Source organism: Vibrio sp. 10N.261.46.E11 (assembly GCF_041472735.1).
GTDB lineage: Bacteria > Pseudomonadota > Gammaproteobacteria > Enterobacterales > Vibrionaceae > Vibrio.
In genome coordinates, this window is sequence record NZ_JBFRQW010000045.1 from 83,967 (window position 1) to 105,654 (window position 21,688).

Consider the following 21,688-nt stretch of genomic DNA (forward strand, 5'->3'; position numbering starts at 1 on the left):
TCGGAGTAGTAGACAATGCCAAAACGTACTGACATTAAAAGTATTCTTATTCTAGGTGCTGGCCCGATCGTTATCGGCCAAGCATGTGAGTTCGATTACTCTGGTGCTCAAGCTTGTAAAGCGCTTCGCGAAGAAGGTTACCGAGTTATTCTTGTAAACTCGAACCCAGCGACAATCATGACAGACCCAGATATGGCCGATGCAACTTACATCGAGCCTATCCAATGGGAAGTTGTGCGTAACATCATCGCTAAAGAGAAGCCTGATGCAGTTCTACCTACTATGGGTGGCCAAACTGCATTGAACTGTGCTCTAGACCTAGAAAAGCACGGCGTTCTTGAAGAGTTCGGTGTTGAAATGATTGGTGCAACGGCTGACGCTATCGATAAAGCAGAAGACCGTTCACGCTTCGATAAAGCAATGAAAGCAATTGGCCTTGAGTGTCCAACTGCTGATACAGCGAAAACGATGGAAGAAGCTTACAAAGTTTTAGACATGGTTGGCTTCCCTTGTATCATTCGTCCATCGTTCACGATGGGTGGTACTGGTGGCGGTATCGCTTACAACAAAGAAGAATTTGAAGAAATCTGTCGTCGTGGTTTGGACTTATCTCCAACTAACGAACTTCTTATCGATGAATCACTTATCGGTTGGAAAGAGTACGAGATGGAAGTGGTTCGTGACAAAAACGACAACTGCATCATCGTATGTGCGATTGAAAACTTCGACCCAATGGGTATTCACACAGGTGACTCGATCACTGTGGCTCCAGCTCAAACGCTGACAGACAAAGAATACCAACTAATGCGTAACGCATCTCTAGCTGTACTGCGTGAGATTGGTGTTGAAACAGGTGGTTCAAACGTACAGTTTGGTATCAACCCGAAAGATGGCCGTATGGTTATCATCGAGATGAACCCACGTGTATCTCGCTCTTCTGCGCTAGCATCTAAAGCGACAGGTTTCCCAATCGCTAAGATTGCAGCGAAACTGGCTGTTGGCTTCACGTTAGACGAGCTAATGAATGACATCACTGGCGGCGCAACGCCAGCATCATTCGAACCAACAATCGACTACGTAGTAACTAAGATTCCTCGTTTTAACTTCGAGAAATTTGCAGGTGCTAACGACCGTCTAACGACTCAAATGAAGTCTGTTGGTGAAGTTATGGCTATCGGCCGTAACCAACAAGAATCTCTACAAAAAGCACTTCGCGGCCTGGAAGTTGGCGCGACTGGTTTTGACGAAATGGTAGACCTAGACGCACCAGATGCTCTAACGACTATCCGTCATGAACTGAAAGAAGCTGGCGCAGAGCGTATTTGGTACATCGCTGACGCATTCCGTGCTGGTATGTCGGTAGATGGTGTATTCAACCTAACGCAAATCGACCGTTGGTTCCTAGTTCAAATCGAAGACATCGTTAAGCTAGAGCAAGAACTGAAAGCGAAAGGCTTTGCTGGTCTGAACAAAGACGAGCTAAACAAGCTTAAGCGTAAAGGTTTTGCAGATGCGCGCCTATCTAAGATTCTAGGTGTAGCAGAAAGCGAAATCCGTCGTCTGCGTGACCAATACGATATCCACCCAGTTTACAAGCGTGTAGATACGTGTGCGGCTGAGTTCTCTTCTGATACAGCTTACATGTACTCATCTTACGATGACGAGTGTGAAGCGAACCCAACAGACAAAGACAAGATCATGATTCTAGGCGGCGGTCCAAACCGTATCGGCCAAGGTATTGAATTTGACTACTGTTGTGTACACGCATCACTAGCACTACGTGAAGATGGCTACGAAACTATCATGGTTAACTGTAACCCTGAGACTGTTTCTACAGACTACGATACATCTGACCGTCTATACTTCGAACCAGTAACACTGGAAGACGTACTAGCAATCGCTCGCGTTGAGAAGCCAAAAGGCGTTATCGTTCAGTACGGTGGTCAAACACCACTTAAACTGGCTCGTGCTCTTGAAGCTGCTGGCGTGCCAATCATCGGTACTAGCCCAGACGCAATCGACCGTGCAGAAGACCGTGAGCGTTTCCAAGTTGCTGTAGACCGTCTAGGCCTACTTCAGCCAGAGAACGCAACAGTAACAACAATGGAGCAAGCGGTTGAGAAATCTCGCGAAATCGGCTTCCCACTTGTTGTACGTCCTTCGTACGTACTTGGTGGTCGTGCGATGGAAATCGTATACGACGAGCAAGATTTACGTCGCTACTTCAATGAAGCAGTTAGCGTATCAAACGAATCTCCAGTACTACTTGATAGCTTCCTAGATGACGCTGTTGAAGTAGACGTAGATGCGATTTGTGACGGTGAGCGCGTTGTAATCGGCGGTATCATGGAGCATATCGAGCAAGCGGGTGTTCACTCTGGTGACTCAGCATGTTCTCTTCCTGCATACACGCTAAGCCAAGAAATCCAAGACGTAATGCGCGAGCAAGTTGAAAAGCTAGCGTTCGAGTTGGGTGTTCGTGGTCTGATGAATACGCAGTTTGCTGTTAAGAACAACGAAGTGTACCTAATCGAGGTTAACCCTCGTGCAGCACGTACGGTTCCATTCGTATCTAAAGCAACTGGCGCGCCAATCGCTAAGATTGCTGCTCGTGTAATGGCGGGTCAATCGCTAGAGTCTCAAGGCTTTACGAAAGAAATCATCCCACCTTACTACTCAGTGAAAGAAGTTGTACTTCCATTCAACAAGTTCCCTGGTGTTGACCCACTGTTAGGCCCAGAAATGCGCTCTACTGGTGAAGTTATGGGTGTTGGCGCGACGTTCGCAGAAGCATACTCTAAAGCTGAATTGGGTTGTGGCAACATCTACCCAGAAGGCGGCCGTGCACTTCTTTCTGTTCGCGAAGGCGACAAAGAGCGTGTTGTTGACCTAGCATCTAAGCTATCTAAGCTTGGTTACCAGCTAGACGCAACACACGGTACAGCGGTTATCCTTGGTGAAGCGGGTATCAACCCACGTCTTGTAAACAAGGTACACGAAGGTCGTCCTCACATTCTTGACCGTATCAAGAACAACGAGTACACGTACATTGTGAACACAGCTGCTGGTCGTCAAGCGATTGAAGATTCTAAAGTACTTCGTCGTGGCGCATTGGCTGAGAAAGTTAACTACACGACTACGCTAAACGCTGCATTCGCGACTTGTATGGCGCACACTGCAGACGCGAAGACGTCAGTAACTTCAGTTCAAGAACTGCACGCACAGGTTAAAGCTTCTCAAGCTTAATCGCCCAAAGTGTATCGCTGTTAAGCGGATATAAATGCTCAAAGCCCACTTTTCGAAGTGGGCTTTTTTATGTCTGTTATCTGGTGTCGGTTAATTGATGCAAATCTGGTAATGGCTAAATGATGAAAATCAGGAATAGGTTAGAATCTTGTGTTTCGTTGTTGTTCGTTTGCTCAGGGTGGTAACTTGTCGCTACACGAGAATTTAAGGCGTTGGGTATATGGAAATCACTCTAGAAATATTGGCTATCTTGTTTGTTGTCGCAACGGCAGCAGGCTTTATTGATGCAATGGCTGGCGGCGGTGGGTTGTTGACTCTACCTGCATTGCTCGCGGCTGGAGTGCCACCCACGCAAGCACTGGCGACCAACAAACTCCAAAGCTCATTTGGCAGCTTCTCAGCGAGTTGGTATTTCGTGCGTAATGGTATCGTTAGTATCAAGGAGATGCGCCTCGCTATCTTTTGCACTTTTATCGGTTCGGCTATTGGTGCAGAGTTAGTTCAATACATCGATGCGAGTCTTCTGACCAGCGTGATACCACTGCTGCTTATCGCTATCTCGCTCTATTTCCTGTTAGCACCACAAACTAGAGCTTCTGAAGGAAAACAAAAGATCTCTGAGGCGATGTTTGCGTTATGTGTTGGTGGCGGTGTTGGTTTCTATGATGGTTTCTTTGGACCAGGTACAGGCTCAATCTTTACGGTTTGTTTTGTTGCGATTGGTCATTTCTCATTAGTCGATGCTACGGCACGTACCAAAGTACTGAACTTCACCTCGAACATCGCTGCACTGATCTTCTTTATTTTGGCTGGTTTGCCAATTTGGGAGTTAGGATTAGTGATGGCGGTTGGTGGCTTTATGGGCGCTCAGCTTGGCGCTAAAGTGGTGGTGACAAAAGGGCAGAAATGGATTCGCCCCCTTGTGATCGTAATGTCGATGCTGATGGCTTCTAAACTGCTTTGGGAACAGCATCAACAATGGATTCTATCAGTATTTTAACTCTTGGAGACTGGTAGCTATTTGGTCTCACACAGACATGAATCGGTCGAATTAAGCCTGCTAATTCAGGGAAGCTATACAAGTATTGAGGCTCAGTATTGAGTGTTTTTACGATAGAGAGCGGGATTAACGCTGGCCCAGTCCCGCCCAATGCAAGTTGCGCCGCTGCGGTGTAGGCATCCATCTCCATCAAGGGTTTGATGCCGAATTTTTCTAACACAGATAATTGATAAGAGTTAGCAGGGTTGGTCATATCGTTGGTAATGACCAATGGAGGAAGAGCCGTGAGTGGCTGCTTACTCACAATGTAAAACGGCTCATCAAACAGGTGGAAAGTCATCAATCCATGATGCGGTGGCAATAAGCCAGCGCACAACCCTAGAGTTGCCTTGCCTGATTGCACTCGCTCTATGATTCTTGGCGTGTGGTTGGTGGTAATGGTGATGTATTTATCTTGCTGGATAAATTGCCCCATCATCTCACCTAAGTAGCCCGCTATCAGAGACTTAGAGCTGTCTAGGGTAATTAGAGTGGTATCTTCCAACTCTTGTTGTTCATAAATAAGACCACGAAGTTCATTGAACGTAGGGCCAATACTCTCGATCAATGCAACCGCATCCGGCGTCAGTTTTATCTGTCGGCCACTCGGCTCGATGAGCTTTTTACCTAGCTTCTTTTCTAAATTTGCAATCCGTTTGCTGACCGCAGATTGGCTGATATAAAGCAAACTGCCAGTACGGCTCATCGTCTTTGCTTTACTCAATACCAATAGAGTTTCGATTCCTTCGAGTAGCATTTAGTAATATTCATGAAAGTTGGGAATGATTGAATCAAGTTACCTGAAACGACATTCATTCTCTAGATTTGAAACTAAAGGTTTGAACTCAGTTAGGTATTTTTAATTGGGAACGCTAAGTGTCACGAGAGCATTAGAATGGGTTGCAGAGTGAGCAGGATTAAAAAAGACTCCTTTGCGGAGCCTCTTAGTCATCGTCCTATCTATTTGATAGCAAAAGTCGGCAGTGATAAGTGCCAACGAATGGCGCCAAGCCTAATCAATAGTGTCGTGAACACGCCGGCCAAAAAGGCGGTTTCTGAGTCGTGTCCCATGCTGAGCGCCATGGTATGGAAAGTACCACCAATGATACAAGCGGTCGCGTAGACTTCACTTCTTAGAATCATTGGCACTTCGCGCGCAAGCACGTCACGGATAATACCGCCACCACAGCCTGTGATAACACCCATGATAACCGCAACCAATGCAGAATCTTGGTAAATCAGCGCTTTTTCAACCCCAATGCCTACGAATACCGCTAGGCCGATCGCATCACATACTGGCAGTATCCACCATGCCAGACGCTTGGGACGTCTTACGATGATCATGGTTAGCAAGCAGGTAATGATGATTACCCAAAGGTAGGTGGTGTCAGTGATCCAAAACACGGGAGTTGCACCCAATGCCATGTCACGAATTGTACCGCCGCCAATTGCAGTTACACTGCCTAGAACGGCTACACCAAAGGGGTCCATCTTAAGACGGCCTGCGACAAAAACGCCTGAAATAGCAAAGATGGCGGTGCCAAATAAATCGATAATATAAAGCAGCATGGAGTCCATGATACTGGTGCTCTTATAGTTAAAATTGTAGGGACAGGTCGGTGGCGAATTGTACGAAAAAACGCAGCAAATAGTTAGTGATTTTGCCTAGCTCTATCGAAGAAATCGCATACTTGTTGGATCGCTTTCAAAGTTCTCGTTGTCGGGCGATTAATCCAGTCAGAATTAAGTGACCAAATCTGATGTTGAGCGACTGCTGGGATTTCATCTTCCCAAGTTTGCCACATGGTTCCATTCTCAATTGCGTGCTGAGAAGTGAAGATCACTTGCGGCTTCCTTAACACAACTTGTTCAATGCCAACTTGCGGGTAAGGGGAAGCACTGTCTTCGAAAATATTGTGACCACCACAAAACTCAAACACCTCACTTGGCCAGTGCCCTTGAGCAACAGTGATGATCGGCTTCTCACTGAGTTGGTAAAAGTAGTTTACTGGCTCGGCATCTTTGTATTTTAGTTTCAACGCGTTGAGCTGCTCTCTGTATTGTTGAGCGTTATTTTCGCCAATACTTGGATCGCTTGCGAATTGGCTAAGTTGCTCAATATTGGTCGCGATGTTATCTAGGCTCTTGGTTTTTGAGTAGTAAATATTAAAACCAAATTGCTCCAGTTTCGCGAGTTCTCTGGGCGGATTTCCCGCTGGCCATGCGAGAATGAGATCAGGTTGCAGGGCGATGATCTTCTCAACCTTGATACCTTGATAGTTTGCCACTTTTTCAAGCTTATCGGCTTGTGGTGGGTAATCACTTCGTTCACTTACGGCAACAAGGCTGTTGCCTAAACCTGCGCTGTACGCGAGCTCAGTGGCATGAGGAGCAAGGCTGACCACGCGTTGAGCTGGCTGTACTTGTTTTTGAGTCCGTGGTGCTTCTTCTGCAAATGATAAAGGCAGCCATAAGCTGGAAGACAAAATAGTAAGGCTTGTAACAAGTGCTGATGGTTTCACTCTAAATCCCTTGGTGAACAAATAGTAAGATTAGGCTTTGTAAAAATATCCAGATAGCGATGCGACCAAACAGCAGTTTTTGAAGTTGAGACAAGTGCAGGGCTGAAGGGGCGATTCTGCCACCTAATTTTGCTCGAATAGCTTTGGTGTTGTCGTAAATCGCAGGGCCGCCCAGTGACAGCTCAAGCTTGTTGCCGACAGCAGTAATCAACCATGCAGGGCCGGGCAATGGCCAAGAGCGACTCTGAGCGAGCATCATCTTGAATGTGTGAGACGCTTTATCACCACATACAATCATTAAGGCAAACAATCGCATTGGTATAAATTCTAGGATAGCGACGATCTTGATTGCCGTTGATCCAAATGGAGAGAACTGCTTACGGCTTGGTGACCACGCTCGCGCTAATTCGACAATCAGGCGATACATTAAAGCGGCGATTCCACCACCAATGGCGTACCAGAATAAAACACAAACCACATTACGAGCGTAACCCATGATGATAGTTTCAGCAGCGGCTTTGCCAAGCCCAAGTGATGACAGTGATTCAGTTTGACGATTAACAATCGGCGCCAATAACTGGCGAGCCGTGGCTTTATCTTCTCGGCCAAGAGCTTTGATCAACTGATTAGCCAGCTTTTCATTGTTACGCCAATCAATAGCGAGTAACAACAGCGCTAATTCAAACAGTTGTGATTGCCAAACCAGTGGCTGCAGTGCCAATAGAATAACCAGAGCCGGCAAGATCATTAACCCCCAAGCTAAAGTGCCTGAGATTAAGCTTTGGGAATAATTTTGATTGTTATTAACCTTGGTTGCTAAAAGTTCAGCAAACTTATGCCATAAGGTCGTGGGATGTGCGGCATGGGGGATAGGTAAAATTAAATGAAAAAGCAGTGCTCCCCACATTACAAGGAGCACGCCATTTGCAAATACCTGATCAAACAGTGTTTGCATGTCTAGTCGCTTATTTTAGTAGGGCAACCATCTTGATAACCATCTCAGAAGAGCTTTGCGCTGCAAGTGGCAGGAACTCTTCGAAGCTCATTGGTGATTCTTTGTCTGCAACGTCAGAGATTGCACGTACAACCACGAATGGTACTTGGAATTGGTGACAAGCTTGAGCGATAGCCGATGCTTCCATCTCTACAGCAACGACAGATGGGAAGTGCTTGCGGATAAACGCTTGGCGTTCTGCTGTGCAAACAAATGCGTCGCCAGTGCAGATAAGACCGCGAACAGCGTGCTTATCTTCCATTTGTGCTAGAGCTTGTTCAGCAACAGCCATCAGTTTGTCGTCAGCTTTGAACGCTGCTGGTTGACCTGCCATTTGGCCAATTTCGTAACCGAAAGCTGTAACGTCTGCATCGTGGTGACGAACTTCAGTCGAGATAACCACATCGCCAAGGTTCAGTGTTGAATCAAAACCGCCAGCAGAGCCTGTGTTTAGAACGACATCTGGTTGGTATTCGCTTAATAGGATTGAAGTACCAACAGCTGCTGCTACTTTACCAATGCCAGATTGAAGCAAAACAACGTCAACACCATTTAGCTGACCAGAGAAAAAGGTACAACCGCCTTTATTAACTTCAGTAATGTCTGAAATTGCTGCTTTTAGGATCGCAACTTCTTGCTCCATTGCGCCAATGATGCCGATTTTCATGTGTAGTCTCTTAATAAATAATATTTAAACAGTAGAGCGAAATTGTAGCATGGATACGAAGTGTCGAGCGACTGCCCAGAGGCACTTCTGATCGGAATAGCAGCGATTTATCTGCGTATTCTTTTATCTATTTGATTAGGCCTTCGCTTTTCAAGCTAGCACGAAGTTGTTCAGCTCGTTTTCGGTTTACGCCAAAATCAGAATGGCCAGTACGAGACTCTGAACGCACGATCAGTTTGCCATCGGTGATTTTAAGTTCTAAGTCATCGACAAAACGCATGATGCGAGAGGTACATTCAACACGCAAATAATCTTCTGTTTTACTCGCGGTTTTCGACCCCGGTAAGGTTAGTGCAACCTGCTCAATCGCATCTAGGTTTGCTGAATTTGATAACTCAAACGCGGCCAATGCGTGCTGCTCACGATCATCTTGAGTTGATACGCAGTTTGGTTTGTCTCCACAAGGTGATGAAGTTCTGTCTTTCATGTCCGTGATTCCTTGGCTGCATGCGGTTAACGTTAAAAGTGATAGCGAGAGGAGAGCGGCTTTTTTCATAGTGTTTCCTATGGCTTGTTTTTAATTCTAATTGTAGTTATCGGTATTGGCTTATTTGCAATTGTTTTACGTATTTTCGTTGTGCTTGTGATAAACGAATCTAATTCAAAAAAGGATCCATCATTGGATCCTTTTTTATAGTAACGAACTGAGTAATAAAGGAAACCCAGTTACACTTCTAGATAATCCAAGATCCCTTCCGCTGCTTTGCGGCCTTCATCGATAGCGGTCACCACCAAGTCAGATCCTCGAACTGCATCGCCACCCGCAAAGATCTTGCTGTTGGTGGTTTGGTATTGAAACTCTTGTTTGCCGGGAGCTTTGATTCGCCCCCATTGATCGAGTTCCACACCGAAAGGTTCTAACCATTCCATCGCATGAGGTTGGAAACCAAATGCCATGATCACAGCATCGGCTTCAAGAACATGTTCACTGCCTTCGACAGGTTCTGGACGACGACGACCAGCTTCATCTGGCTCACCCAAAGCAGTTTTCACGACTTTGACACCAACCACATGACCAGCGTTGTTAAGCTCTAAGCCAATAGGTTGTAGGTTGAACTTGAACTTCACACCCTCTTCACGCGCATTTTTTACCTCACGGCGAGAGCCCGGCATATTGGCTTCATCTCGGCGATAAGCACACACAACATTAGCGGCATGCTGACGAATCGAGGTTCTTACACAGTCCATCGCCGTATCACCACCACCAAGCACGACCACTTTTTTGCCCTTCATGTCGATGAATGGCGTTGGGTTTTCTAAATCCATTACCTTGTAGGTGTTAGAGATTAGGAAAGGCAGCGCATCATAAACGCCCGGTGCATCTTCGTTGTCTAACCCTGCACGCATGTTTTTGTAGGTACCGACACCTAAGAAGACAGCATCATAGTCATCGACCAGTTGTTGTAGTTGAACGTCTTTACCGACTTCGGTATTCATTTGGAACTCAACGCCCATTTCGCTAAAGATGCGGCGACGATTTTCCATGATTCCTTTCTCAAGTTTGAACGATGGAATACCAAACGTCAGTAGGCCACCGATCTCTGGGTAGCGGTCAAATACCACGGCCTTCACACCGTTTCGAACTAAGATATCTGCTGCTGCAAGACCAGCTGGGCCTGCGCCGATGATAGCGACCTTTTTGTCGGTCCATTCAACGTGAGACATGTCTGGCTTCCAGCCCATCTCAAACGCTTTGTCGTTAATGTATTTTTCAATATTGCCTATTGTTACTGCGCCGAAATCGTCATTGAGAGTACAAGAGCCCTCGCACAGACGGTCTTGAGGGCAAACTCGGCCACACACCTCAGGCAAGCTGTTGGTTTGGTGGGACAGTTCAGCCGCTTCGATAATGCGCCCTTCATTGGCAAGCTTGAGCCACTGAGGGATGTAGTTATGAACTGGACATTTCCATTCACAGTAAGGGTTACCACAGTCTAAACAGCGGTCTGCTTGCGCTTTGGCTTGTTGCTTAGTGAAAGGTTCGTAGATCTCTACGAACTCAATCTTACGTATCTTGATTGGCTTCTTCGCTGGGTCTACGCGATTCACATCAATAAATTGGTATACATTCTGGCTCATTATTGGCTCCTTCCAATTATTGCGCTTGAACACGAAGTTCAGCTGAGCTGCGGCTTTGGTGGCCGAGCAAGGTGTTCAGATCCGCCGTCTTTGGCTTCACTAGGTAGAACTTCGGAATCCATTCATCAAAGTTCGCCAGAATAGCTTCAGCGTGTACTGAGCCAGTCTCTTCTAAGTGCTCCGCAATCAGGCCGCGTAGATGTTCTTGGTGGATAAATAGATCAGATAGAGAAAGCGCTTCGACCGATTCGTTGTTCACACGACCTTGGAAATCTTCATCCTTATCCATCACATAAGCAAAACCACCAGTCATACCTGCGCCGAAGTTCACTCCGGTTGCGCCAAGAATGGCCACAATACCGCCAGTCATGTATTCACAAGCGTTGTCACCCGCACCTTCAATCACGGCAACGGTACCTGAGTTACGCACGCCAAATCGCTCGCCAGCAGTACCCGCAGCGAATAGCTTGCCTCCGGTCGCACCATATAAGCAGGTATTGCCGATGATGGCCGCTTCGTTACAAGTAAATGCGGTGCCTTGGTGAGGTTTGATAACGACTTTGCCGCCAGCCATGCCTTTGCCGACATAGTCATTGGCATCGCCTGTCAGATACAGCTCAACACCACCAGCGTTCCAAACCGCAAATGATTGGCCTGCTGTACCATCGAGGTGCAACTTGATTGGTGAGCCCGCCATCCCTTGGTTGCCGTAACGCTTAGCAATTTCGCCAGAGATACGAGCGCCAATCGAGCGATCGGTATTGATCACGTTGTAGTAAAGGCTGGTGGACTGTCGTTTCTCAATCGCATCGATTGCATCATCAAGGATCTGTTGGTTGAGTTGAGCCTTATCAAAGGGTGCGTTTGGCTCTGTCCAAAACAGTGGATGACCTTCCGGAGATACCGGAGCTTCCAATATCGAAGAGAGATCGAGCTTGATCTGTTTCGCCGTGAGGCCTTGAACGGCTTCTAGTAAGTCCGTACGTCCAATCAGGTCTGTAAGTTTTTCTACACCAAGCTCCGCAAGGTATTGGCGAACTTCATCGGCTAGGCCAGTAAAGTAGTTCACCACCATGTCTGGCAGGCCTTTGAAGTATTCACGGCGTAGTGTTTCATCTTGAGTCGCAACACCCGTTGCACAGTTGTTTAGGTGACAAATTCGTAAGAACTTACAACCCATCGCGACCATTGGCGCAGTCCCGAAACCAAAGCTTTCAGCACCGAGAATCGCGCCTTTAATCACATCAAGGCCTGTTTTCAGACCACCATCGACTTGTAGACGGATCTTATGACGAAGCCCGTTAGCAACCAATGCTTGCTGGGTTTCCGCGAGCCCTAGCTCCCAAGGACAGCCAGCGTATTTCACCGAAGTCAGTGGGCTTGCCGCGGTACCGCCGTCGTAACCTGAAATGGTGATCAGATCCGCATAGGCTTTTGCCACACCTGTTGCAATCGTGCCGACACCCGGTTCGGATACTAACTTCACTGAAACTAAGGCTTTAGGATTCACTTGTTTAAGGTCGAAAATCAGCTGTGCCAAATCTTCGATGGAATAGATATCGTGATGTGGAGGAGGGGAAATCAGCGTGACCCCTTGAACTGAGTATCTCAGTTTGGCGATTTCTGCCGTGACTTTATGACCTGGCAGCTGACCACCTTCACCGGGTTTCGCACCTTGCGCGACCTTGATTTGCAGAACATCTGCATTGGTTAAGTAATGCGGCGTTACGCCAAATCGACCAGACGCAATCTGTTTGATGCGCGAGTTGCGGTCAGTCCCAAAGCGTCGTGGGTCTTCACCACCTTCACCAGAGTTGGAGTAGCCTCCTAATCGGTTCATCGCCATAGCCAGTGCTTCATGTGCTTCTGGGCTCAGAGCACCAATCGACATCGCAGCCGAGTCAAAGCGCTTAAATAGATCGCTACTTGGCTCTACTTGCTCAAGTGTTAGTGGTTTATCGGCTTTTTTCAGGCTCATTAAGTCACGTAACATTGCTGCAGGGCGAGCATTTACCTGTTTAGCAAAAGATAGGTAATCCGACGTTTCGCCAGTTTTAACTGCGGTTTGCAGTGTGCCAACTACATCTGGGTTGTAGGCGTGATATTCACCGCCATGGACGTATTTCAGTAAACCGCCGTGTTCGATCGGTTTGCGCTTAGTCCACGCTTTACGAGATAAGTTATAGATATCTTGTTGGAAATCGCTAAAGCTTGCGCCTTGGATTCGTGTGGTAACTCCGCGGAAACAGAGCTTAACAACATCGGAATGTAGGCCAACGGCTTCGAAAAGTTGCGAACAACGATATGAAGCAATCGTAGAGATACCCATCTTCGACATGATCTTATACAGACCTTTGTTGATACCGTTTTGGTAGTTCTGCATCGCGGTACGATAGTCTTTATCTAAAGAACCATCATCCAACATTTTACCTAACGCTTCATAAGCAAGGTATGGATAAACCGCGGTCGCACCGAAGCCAAGTAGAACTGCGAACTGATGCGGGTCACGAGCAGTGGCTGTCTCAACCACGATGTTGGCATCACAACGCAGGTTAGTATCAGCAAGCCTTGTTTGAACCGCGCCAACCACCATGGCTGCAGGGATCGGTAGTTTGCCTTGTTCTAAACCTTTGTCCGATAGCACAACTAAAACCGCACCCTCACGGACTTCTTGTTCCGCACTATCACATACCGCTTTGATCGCTTGTTCGAGATCTTGATGATTCGGGTCGTAGTGCATGCTGAGAATGACATGACGGTAATGTTTCTGACTTAACTGCAGAAGCTGTTGCATGTCTGAGTAAAGCAGTACTGGCGAATCAAACGTCACACGATAGGCGTGACCGTCTGTTTCACAGAACACGTTCATCTCTTTACCGATACTGGTCGCCAAAGACATCACGTGTTTTTCACGCAATGGATCAATCGGAGGGTTGGTGACCTGTGCAAACTTCTGACGGAAGTAATCAGTAACCAGACGCTCTTTTGAAGAGAGAACAGCCATCGGCGTATCATCGCCCATTGAGCCTACTGCTTCTTGCCCCATATCACCAAGTACACGCAGTACTTGGTCGGACTCCTCGTTGCTCATCGCAAACTGTTTTTGGTAGGTCTTGAGCGTGTCATCGTCAAAGCTACGCTTACCGACTTGGTCATCTTGCAACGCAGAAAATGGCGTTAATTTGTGAACATTCTTTTCCATCCACTCTTTATATGGGTGGCGGCTTTTGAGGTCATTATCGATTTCATTAGATTGCCACAGTTTGCCGCGGCGAGTATCGATCACCAGTAACTCACCTGGACCAACACGACCTTTTTCTGCAACTTCATCCGGTGCGTAGTTCCAGATACCGACCTCAGATGCCAGTGTGATTAGATTGTCTTTGGTAATCACATAACGCGCTGGTCGCAGGCCATTTCTATCAAGGTTACATGCGGCGTAACGACCATCAGAAAGTACGATGCCAGCAGGGCCATCCCACGGTTCCATGTGCTTGGAGTTGAAGTCGTAAAAGGCACGCAGATCTGGGTCCATGTCTGGGTGATTTTGCCAAGCGGGCGGCACAAGCATGCGCATCGCTCGGAACACATCCATACCACCGGCAAGGAACAGGTCGAGCATGTTATCTAGGCTTGATGAATCTGAGCCTGTCTCATTCACAAAGGGTGCAGCCGTTTGTAAGTCGGGCAGCAACGGTGAAGAGAATTTATAGGCACGAGCCTTGGCCCATTGGCGGTTACCTTCGATGGTATTGATCTCACCATTGTGCGCCAAATAGCGGAATGGTTGAGCCAGTGGCCAGCGTGGTTGTGTGTTAGTTGAAAAACGCTGGTGGAACAGACATATTGCCGATTCCATACGTAAGTCTGCAAGATCGAGGTAAAATCGCGGAAGATCGGCGGGCATACACAGACCTTTGTAGACCATTACTTGTGTTGAAAGGCTACAAATATAGAAATCTTTGTCTTCGGTGATCTGCTTTTCAATTCTGCGACGAGCAATGTATAGGCGGCGTTCGATATCACGCTCACGCCAGCCTGCAGGTGCTGAGATAAACACCTGTTGAATGTTGGGAACCGAGTCTTTCGCGATGGGACCCAAAACGTCGGTGTTAGTCGGCACGACACGCCAACCTGCAACGGTGAGTGTCTCTTGAGCGAGCTCTTTATTGACGATGTCTTGCGCGGATTGCGCCTTGATTGGGTCTTGGCTGAAGAAAATCATGCCGACAGCATATTGCTTGCCGAGCTTGAAGTTATTCTCTTCTGCGATGATTCTGAGGTAAGAGTCTGGCTTCTGTAGTAATAAGCCACAGCCATCTCCGGTTTTACCATCCGCAGCGATACCACCACGGTGTGTCATGCGATCTAGGGCTGAAATAGCAGTTCTTACCAACTTATGACTAGGTTGGCCTTCCATTTGCGCTATTAAACCAAATCCACAGTTGTCTTTTTCAAGACTAGGATCATATAGAGCCATTGCAATTCTCCCTTTTGCTTCTCTGTCATCCAGACAGTAAATGACTAACTATTCATGTACTTGTTGTTTTTTATAAACTGATAGTTTGCTTTAGCCAGTTAAAACGTTATTGGTTGTGTTAACAAAACCGATTGATTTTATTTTCATCAGCTTTACAACGTATAGCTAATTGTGTTTAAGGTCAAGTTCATGGTTAATTATCATGCATAAACGCGATTAGCCACTTAATAATCTAAAATAATCGATGGATATCAATGAGATATACAAGGTGGATGTTAACGAGATTTAACATATACAACAGGGGGACTTTGAAAGCGCCAGAAAGCAGATAGAAAAAAGGCTAGCATCGAGTGCTAGCCAAATATAAAAGTTAGGAAGGGTGTTGCTTTTCCTCTAGGCTAACGTCATTGACGTTAGCCCGAGAAATATTATGCGGAAAGCATGAGTGAATCAGCTTTCGCTTCTAAGTTTGAGTTACCCATTAAGAAGTCATCAATAGCAATTGCACATTCACGACCTTCATTAATACAACGTACCACTAGAGACTGACCTGTACGCATATCACCAGCAGCGAAAACGCCTTTCTGGTTAGTTGCGTAACCTTCAGAAGCGACGTTACCGCGCTCGTCCAGTTTAATGTCTAGTTGAGCTAGCACACCGGTTGGCTCTGGGTGTAAGAAACCCATTGCTAGGAATGCCATATCACAAGGGATAACACGTTCTGTGTTCGCCACTTCATCAAAGCTTGGACGCTCACCTGGTTTCGCATCTTGCCAAACGATGTCAGCAATACGTAGACCCGTCACTTGACCTTGCTCGTTACCGATGAACTCTTTGGTTAAGATGTTCCAGTGACGTTCACAACCTTCTTCATGTGAAGTGGTGGTTTTCATGATCATTGGGTATTGAGGCCAAGGCATGTTTGCAGGGCGCTTCTCTGGTGGGATAGGCATGATCTCAACCTGAGTAATGCTTGCTGCCTTATGACGGTTTGATGTGCCCACGCAGTCAGAACCCGTATCACCACCACCGATAACTACAATGTGCTTATCTTTAGCGTGAATCTCTTCTGTTTTCAGGTCTAGGTCGTTGGCACGACGGTTGTTTTGGCCAAGGAATTCCATCGCAAAATGAACACCTTTCAGCTCACGACCAGGAATTGGTAGATCACGAGGAACCGTAGAACCACCTGTTAGCAGGACTACATCAAACTCTTGACGTAGTTGCTGAGCGTTAACATCAACACCGATGTGCTGGTTCACTTTAAACTCAACGCCAGCTTCTGCCATTAGATTGATCTTACGATCAATCACGTCCATACCCAGTTTGAAATCTGGGATACCGAAACGCAGCAGGCCGCCAACTTTCTCGTCACGTTCAAATACAGTCACTGAGTGACCTGCACTGTTCAGTTGCTCAGCTGCGGCTAGGCCAGCAGGACCTGAACCGATAACCGCTACTGTTTTTCCTGTGCGAGAACGAGGTGTTTTAGGTTTTGCGTAGCCTTCACGGTACGCAGTTTCTACAATTGTTTTCTCGATATTACAGATAGTGATTGGGTCTTGGTTGATACCTAGAACACAGGCACTTTCACAAGGAGCAGGACAAACACGACCTGTAAACTCAGGGAAGTTGTTGGTAGAGCTTAGAATATTCCAAGCCTCTTCCCAGCTATCACGGTAAACCGCGTCATTGAATTCTGGGATGATGTTACCAATCGGACAGCCGTTGTGACAGAAAGGTACGCCACAGTCCATACAACGAGAGGCTTGAGTATTGATCTTGTCGCCAAACTCTTCGTTAAGTACGAACTCTTTGTTGTCTTCGATACGAACTGACGGGTCGAGCTTCTTTGGAAGCTCACGACCGTGTTCTAAAAATCCAGTAGGCTTACCCATTATACTGCCTCCACTTCTTCCGTTTGTGCTTGTTGTGCTTCAGCTTTACGTTTCTCAAGAACTGCTTTGTAGTCGCGAGGCATGACTTTAATCAGTGATGCAACACTTGCTTCAAAGTTGTCTAGGAAAGACTGAGCAACTTCACTTCCTGTGAATTCAACGTGCTTGGTTAGCATATCTAGTAGAAGATCTTTATCTTCTTGTTCAATTGGATCTAGGTCTACAAGTTCAGAGTTAAGCTTGGTTTCGAAGTCGCCTGCTTTATCCCAAACATAAGCGACACCGCCACTCATACCCGCCGCGAAGTTACGACCCGTTGAGCCAAGGACAATGGCAACACCGCCAGTCATGTATTCACAACCGTGGTCCCCAACGCCTTCTACAACAACCTTCGCACCTGAGTTACGAACACAGAAACGTTCGCCAGCCATACCGCGAATGAAAGATTCACCTGAGGTTGCACCGTAGAAACAGACGTTACCTACCACAATGTTATCTTCAGCAACGATAGTAGATTTCGCATCTGGGTACAGTACCAAAGTACCGCCAGACAGACCTTTACCCCAGTAATCGTTCGCGTCGCCTTCTACTTCGAACTTAACGCCTTTCGCAAGGAACGCCCCGAAAGATTGTCCAGCACTACCGTGGAACTTTACGTTCATTGGTTGTGGTAAACCTTGGTCTTTGTAAACCTTCGAGATTTCGTTCGACAGCATGGTACCTGCAGAGCGGTCCGTGTTGATGATTGGGAAGCTCGCATTCACGGCTTCGCCTTTCTCCAGAGCTGGAATTGCAGCTTGAATCAACTTGCGGTCTAGAACGTCTTCTAGGTTATGATTTTGTTGTTTCTGGTTGTATATTCCATCTTCTTCACGCGCCTGCTCAATGTGCAGTACAGGTGTTAGATCTAGATTCTTGTACTTCCAGTGACCGATGTCATCACGAACTTTAAGTTTGTGCGATTGACCCACCATCTCATCGATAGAGCGGAAGCCAAGTTCAGCCATTACTTCACGTAGACCTTCAGCCATGTATTGGAAGAAAGTCACTACGTCTTCTACACGGCCGTCGAAACGCTCACGCAGAGTCTTGTTTTGTGTTGCGATACCAACAGGACATGTATTCTTGTGACACTTACGCATCATGATACAGCCTTCAACAACCAATGCTGCTGTTGCTACGCCCCATTCTTCAGCACCAAGTAATGTTGCTACTGCAAGGTCACGTGGTGTTTTCATCTGACCATCAGACTGAACAACGATACGGTTACGTAGGCCGTTTTTCAGTAGTGTTTGGTGCGTTTCTGCTAGACCCAGTTCCCAAGGCAGACCAGTGTGACGGATCGAAGACATCGGAGATGCACCCGTACCACCATCAAAACCTGCGATTAGTACCACGTCAGCTTTCGCTTTCGCTACACCAGATGCAATCGTACCTACGCCCGCTTCCGATACTAGCTTCACGTTTACACGGCCATTACGGTTCGCGTTTTTCAGATCGTAGATCAGCTGAGCCAAATCTTCGATTGAGTAGATATCGTGGTGTGGCGGTGGCGAGATAAGACCTACGCCCGGAGTCGAGTGACGCGTTGCGCCGATCCAGTCATCAACCTTATCACCAGGTAGTTGACCACCTTCGCCCGGTTTCGCACCTTGAGCCATCTTGATTTGTAGCTCATCAGCGTTAGATAGGTAGTAAGACGTTACACCAAAGCGACCAGAAGCCACCTGTTTGATTGCTGAACGTTCCCAGTCGCCGTTTTCTTTACGTTCGAAACGTGCTGGATCTTCACCACCTTCACCTGAGTTGGATTTCGCGCCAATGCGGTTCATTGCAACAGCCAGTGTTGAGTGAGCCTCATGCGAGATTGAACCAAAGCTCATTGCGCCAGTAGCGAAACGTTTAAGGATGTTCTCAATTGGTTCTACTTCTGCTAGAGGAATAGAGCCTGCAGGGTTCTTGATGAAATCAAGTTGGCTACGTAGTGTTGCTGCGTTGTCGCCTTGGTCATCGACTGCTTTTGCGTACTTCTTGAACTGACCGTAATCTTTGTTACGCGTCGACTCTTGAAGTAGAGAAATCGTTTCTGGGTTGAATAAGTGTTTCTCACCACGTTGTTTCCACTGGTAAACACCACCAACATCAAGAATTTGAGCTGGGATTTCACGAGCTGGGTAACCAACACGGTGACGAACCAGTACTTCTCGCGCGATATCGTCGATCGTTAGACCTTGGATACGAGAAACAGTACCTGTGAAGTATTTTTCAACCACTGATTTGCTAACACCAAGTGCTTCAAAGATTTGTGCACCGTGGTAAGACTGCAGCGTAGAGATCCCCATCTTAGAGAAGATCTTAAGTAGACCGCCGTTAACACCTTTACGGTAGTTATCGAATAACTCACGTGGGTGAACGTTTGGATCTAGCTTCTTAGTACGTTGCAGTTCAACAATCGTTTCGATAACCAGGTATGGGTTAACTGCGTTTGCACCGTAACCGATTAAAGTTGCGAAGTGGTGTGTTTCACGCGCGTCACCTGTTTCAACCACGATGTCACACTTAGCACGTAAACCTTTACGGATTAGGTGGTGGTGAACAGCGCCAACTGCCAGCATTGCTGGAATAGCGGCGTGGGTAGAGTTAACCGCACGGTCTGTTAGTAGGATGATAGAGTAGCCATCAATCACAGCGTCTTCTGCGTATTGGCATATACGCTTAAGTGCGCGCTCTAACTTGCCGTTGTCTCCGTTTGCTTGGAATACGATATCCAGCGTCTTCGCTTGAAGGTGCTCGTTATCGATTGCACGTAGCTTCTCTAGCTCAGAGTTAGACAGAACTGGAGATTCAAGTTCTACTTTTTGACAGTGTTCAGGTGTTTCAGCAAGTAGGTTCTGATCCTTACCTAGGTAAGTGTTCAGAGACATAACCATACGCTCACGAATTGGATCGATTGGCGGATTAGTTACTTGTGCAAATAATTGTTTGAAGTAGTTTGAAAGGTGCTGCGATTGATGAGAAAGAATCGCTAGCGGCCAGTCAGCCCCCATTGCAGAAAGTGGCTCGTAGCCTGTTTTCGCAAGAGGTAGAATGATTTCGTTTACTTCTTCAGAGCTCACACCAAACGATTGTTGTTTGTGAAGCAACTTTTCTGGAGAAGGTTGGTTAAATTCGTTGTTCGCATCCGGTAGCTTTTTCAAGCTCAGAAGGTTCTCTTCAACCCACTTTTCGTAGGGTTGTGCTTTAGCAATACCGTCTTTCACTTCTTCGTCAGAAATGATGCGGCCTTGTTCAAGGTCAGCTACGAAGATACGACCTGGTTGTAAACGACCACGGTATTCAACATTTTCGGGAGCGATCTCAACAACACCAGATTCAGACGCCATCACTAGGAAGTCGTCTTTTGTCACTGTGTAGCGAGAAGGACGCAGACCGTTACGGTCAAGTGTTGCACCAACTTGAACACCATCAGTGAAGCAGACAGAAGCTGGGCCATCCCATGGTTCCATTACGTTCGCGTGGTACTGGTAGAACGCACGACGAGTTGGATCCATGTTTTTGTTTTCTTGCCATGCTTCAGGGATCATCATCATTAATGCGTGTGGCAGAGTACGACCTGAAAGAACAAGTAGCTCTAGCGCCATATCGAAGTTTGATGAATCCGAGCTACCTTCCTGACAGATAGGAAGCAGCATGTCGATTTCAGCTTGTGTAAACAGATCCGATTCAAGGATCGCTTCACGCGCTTTCATCCAGTTTAGGTTGCCGCGAACCGTATTGATTTCGCCATTATGCGCGATGTAACGGAAAGGCTGAGCCAGACGCCAACGAGGGAATGTATTGGTAGAGAAGCGAGAGTGTACAAGTGCTAGAGCTGTCACCATGGTTGGGTTTTGCAGGTCTAGGAAGTACTGAGGAACTTGTTCAGTTGTTAGCTGACCTTTGTACACCAATGTCTTGTAAGACATAGAGTTGATGTAGAAGTCATCACCGATATTTGAAACGCTTTCTAGGCATACACGAACCGTGTAGTTACGTAGAACATACAGTTTACGCTCAAGCTCTTCTGGAGTAATACCAGGGCCGCCAGAGATAAATACGTGTTCAAATTGAGGTTCAGTGCTTAGTGGGTCAGCACCAATCATTGAGTTGTCAGTTGGAAGTTCACGGTAGCCGATAACTTCTAACTCTAGGCGTTGTGCATTGCGTTCTAGAATGTCACGACACTGTGCACGTTTGTGTTCATCTTTAGGGAAAAGTACAACACCAACACCATATTTTTCAAAAGATGGCAGCTTAATTCCAAGCTTTACGGCTTCTTCTAGTAAGAATTCGTGCGGCTTCTGTAGCAGGATACCTGCACCATCACCAGAACACGGATCGCAGCCTTGGCCGCCACGGTGTTCCATACGTGCAAGCATATCGAGTGCTTGAGTTACTACATCATGAGATTTGCGATTCTTTAGATGCGCAACAAAACCGATACCACAAGCGTCATGCTCCAATTCAGGAGTATACAGACCCTGTGAGTTCTGCTCTTGATCTACCATAGATACATCCTTCCAGTTAAATCTAGGCGCAACTTCTTTGTATAAAGTCAGCCTTGTCCTTTTATATTTATGGGTCTAAACCTGCCTATGCTGGCGGTTTGAATCCTTTCCGTATCTCGCAGGAAAAGTATTGCGAGAAAAACAATCCTTAGTGAT

The 21,688-nt window shown here is 46.8% G+C and carries 12 protein-coding genes; 2 read left to right on the forward strand and 10 right to left on the reverse strand.

What is annotated here, in order from left to right:
* The first annotated feature begins 15 nt into the window (after positions 1-15).
* On the forward strand, positions 16-3,246 hold the full coding sequence (carB, locus tag AB4407_RS15250; protein ID WP_061019048.1) for a carbamoyl-phosphate synthase large subunit: 3,231 nt from the start codon (positions 16-18) through the stop codon (positions 3,244-3,246).
* 220 nt (positions 3,247-3,466) lie between these two features.
* Positions 3,467-4,246: a TSUP family transporter gene (locus tag AB4407_RS15255; protein WP_102319698.1), complete on the forward strand. Its 780-nt coding sequence runs from the start codon at positions 3,467-3,469 to the stop codon at positions 4,244-4,246.
* On the opposite strand, the gene AB4407_RS15260 is transcribed toward AB4407_RS15255, so the two are convergent.
* The 10 genes from AB4407_RS15260 to gltB (AB4407_RS15305) all read right to left on the reverse strand — a co-directional run bounded on the left by AB4407_RS15260 (position 4,197) and on the right by gltB (AB4407_RS15305) (position 21,532).
* Positions 4,197-5,042 (reverse strand): LysR family transcriptional regulator, encoded by an 846-nt coding sequence (locus AB4407_RS15260; protein WP_372121144.1) that lies wholly within the window; start codon positions 5,040-5,042, stop codon positions 4,197-4,199. The genes AB4407_RS15255 and AB4407_RS15260 overlap by 50 nt on opposite strands.
* A 203-nt stretch (positions 5,043-5,245) precedes the next feature.
* Positions 5,246-5,863: a TRIC cation channel family protein gene (locus tag AB4407_RS15265; RefSeq protein ID WP_372121145.1), complete on the reverse strand. Its 618-nt coding sequence runs from the start codon at positions 5,861-5,863 to the stop codon at positions 5,246-5,248.
* Positions 5,864-5,937: 74 nt separating this feature from the next.
* Positions 5,938-6,807 carry a vitamin B12 ABC transporter substrate-binding protein BtuF gene (btuF, locus tag AB4407_RS15270; protein ID WP_372121146.1) on the reverse strand — a complete coding sequence of 290 codons (870 nt, stop codon included), beginning with the start codon at positions 6,805-6,807 and terminating at the stop codon, positions 5,938-5,940.
* 1 nt (position 6,808) lies between these two features.
* Positions 6,809-7,762, reverse strand: coding sequence for a cobalamin biosynthesis family protein (locus tag AB4407_RS15275; RefSeq protein WP_372121147.1), 954 nt, complete (start codon positions 7,760-7,762; stop codon positions 6,809-6,811).
* A gap of 10 nt (positions 7,763-7,772) precedes the next feature.
* On the reverse strand, positions 7,773-8,468 hold the full coding sequence (gene mtnN / locus AB4407_RS15280) for a 5'-methylthioadenosine/S-adenosylhomocysteine nucleosidase (protein ID WP_017100512.1): 696 nt from the start codon (positions 8,466-8,468) through the stop codon (positions 7,773-7,775).
* A 127-nt stretch (positions 8,469-8,595) separates the two neighbouring features.
* Positions 8,596-9,024, reverse strand: coding sequence for a DUF1499 domain-containing protein (locus AB4407_RS15285; RefSeq protein WP_123285392.1), 429 nt, complete (start codon positions 9,022-9,024; stop codon positions 8,596-8,598).
* Positions 9,025-9,194: 170 nt separating this feature from the next.
* Positions 9,195-10,607, reverse strand: coding sequence for an FAD-dependent oxidoreductase (locus tag AB4407_RS15290; RefSeq protein ID WP_372121148.1), 1,413 nt, complete (start codon positions 10,605-10,607; stop codon positions 9,195-9,197).
* A gap of 16 nt (positions 10,608-10,623) precedes the next feature.
* On the reverse strand, positions 10,624-15,087 hold the full coding sequence (gltB, locus tag AB4407_RS15295) for a glutamate synthase large subunit (RefSeq protein WP_372121149.1): 4,464 nt from the start codon (positions 15,085-15,087) through the stop codon (positions 10,624-10,626).
* Between the two features lie 428 nt (positions 15,088-15,515).
* Positions 15,516-16,985: a glutamate synthase subunit beta gene (locus AB4407_RS15300; RefSeq protein ID WP_372121150.1), complete on the reverse strand. Its 1,470-nt coding sequence runs from the start codon at positions 16,983-16,985 to the stop codon at positions 15,516-15,518.
* Entirely contained in the window at positions 16,985-21,532 is a 4,548-nt protein-coding gene (gene gltB, locus AB4407_RS15305; RefSeq protein ID WP_372121151.1) for a glutamate synthase large subunit, read from the reverse strand. Before gltB (AB4407_RS15305) ends, AB4407_RS15300 begins: the two co-directional genes overlap by 1 nt.
* Positions 21,533-21,688: the final 156 nt, after the last annotated feature.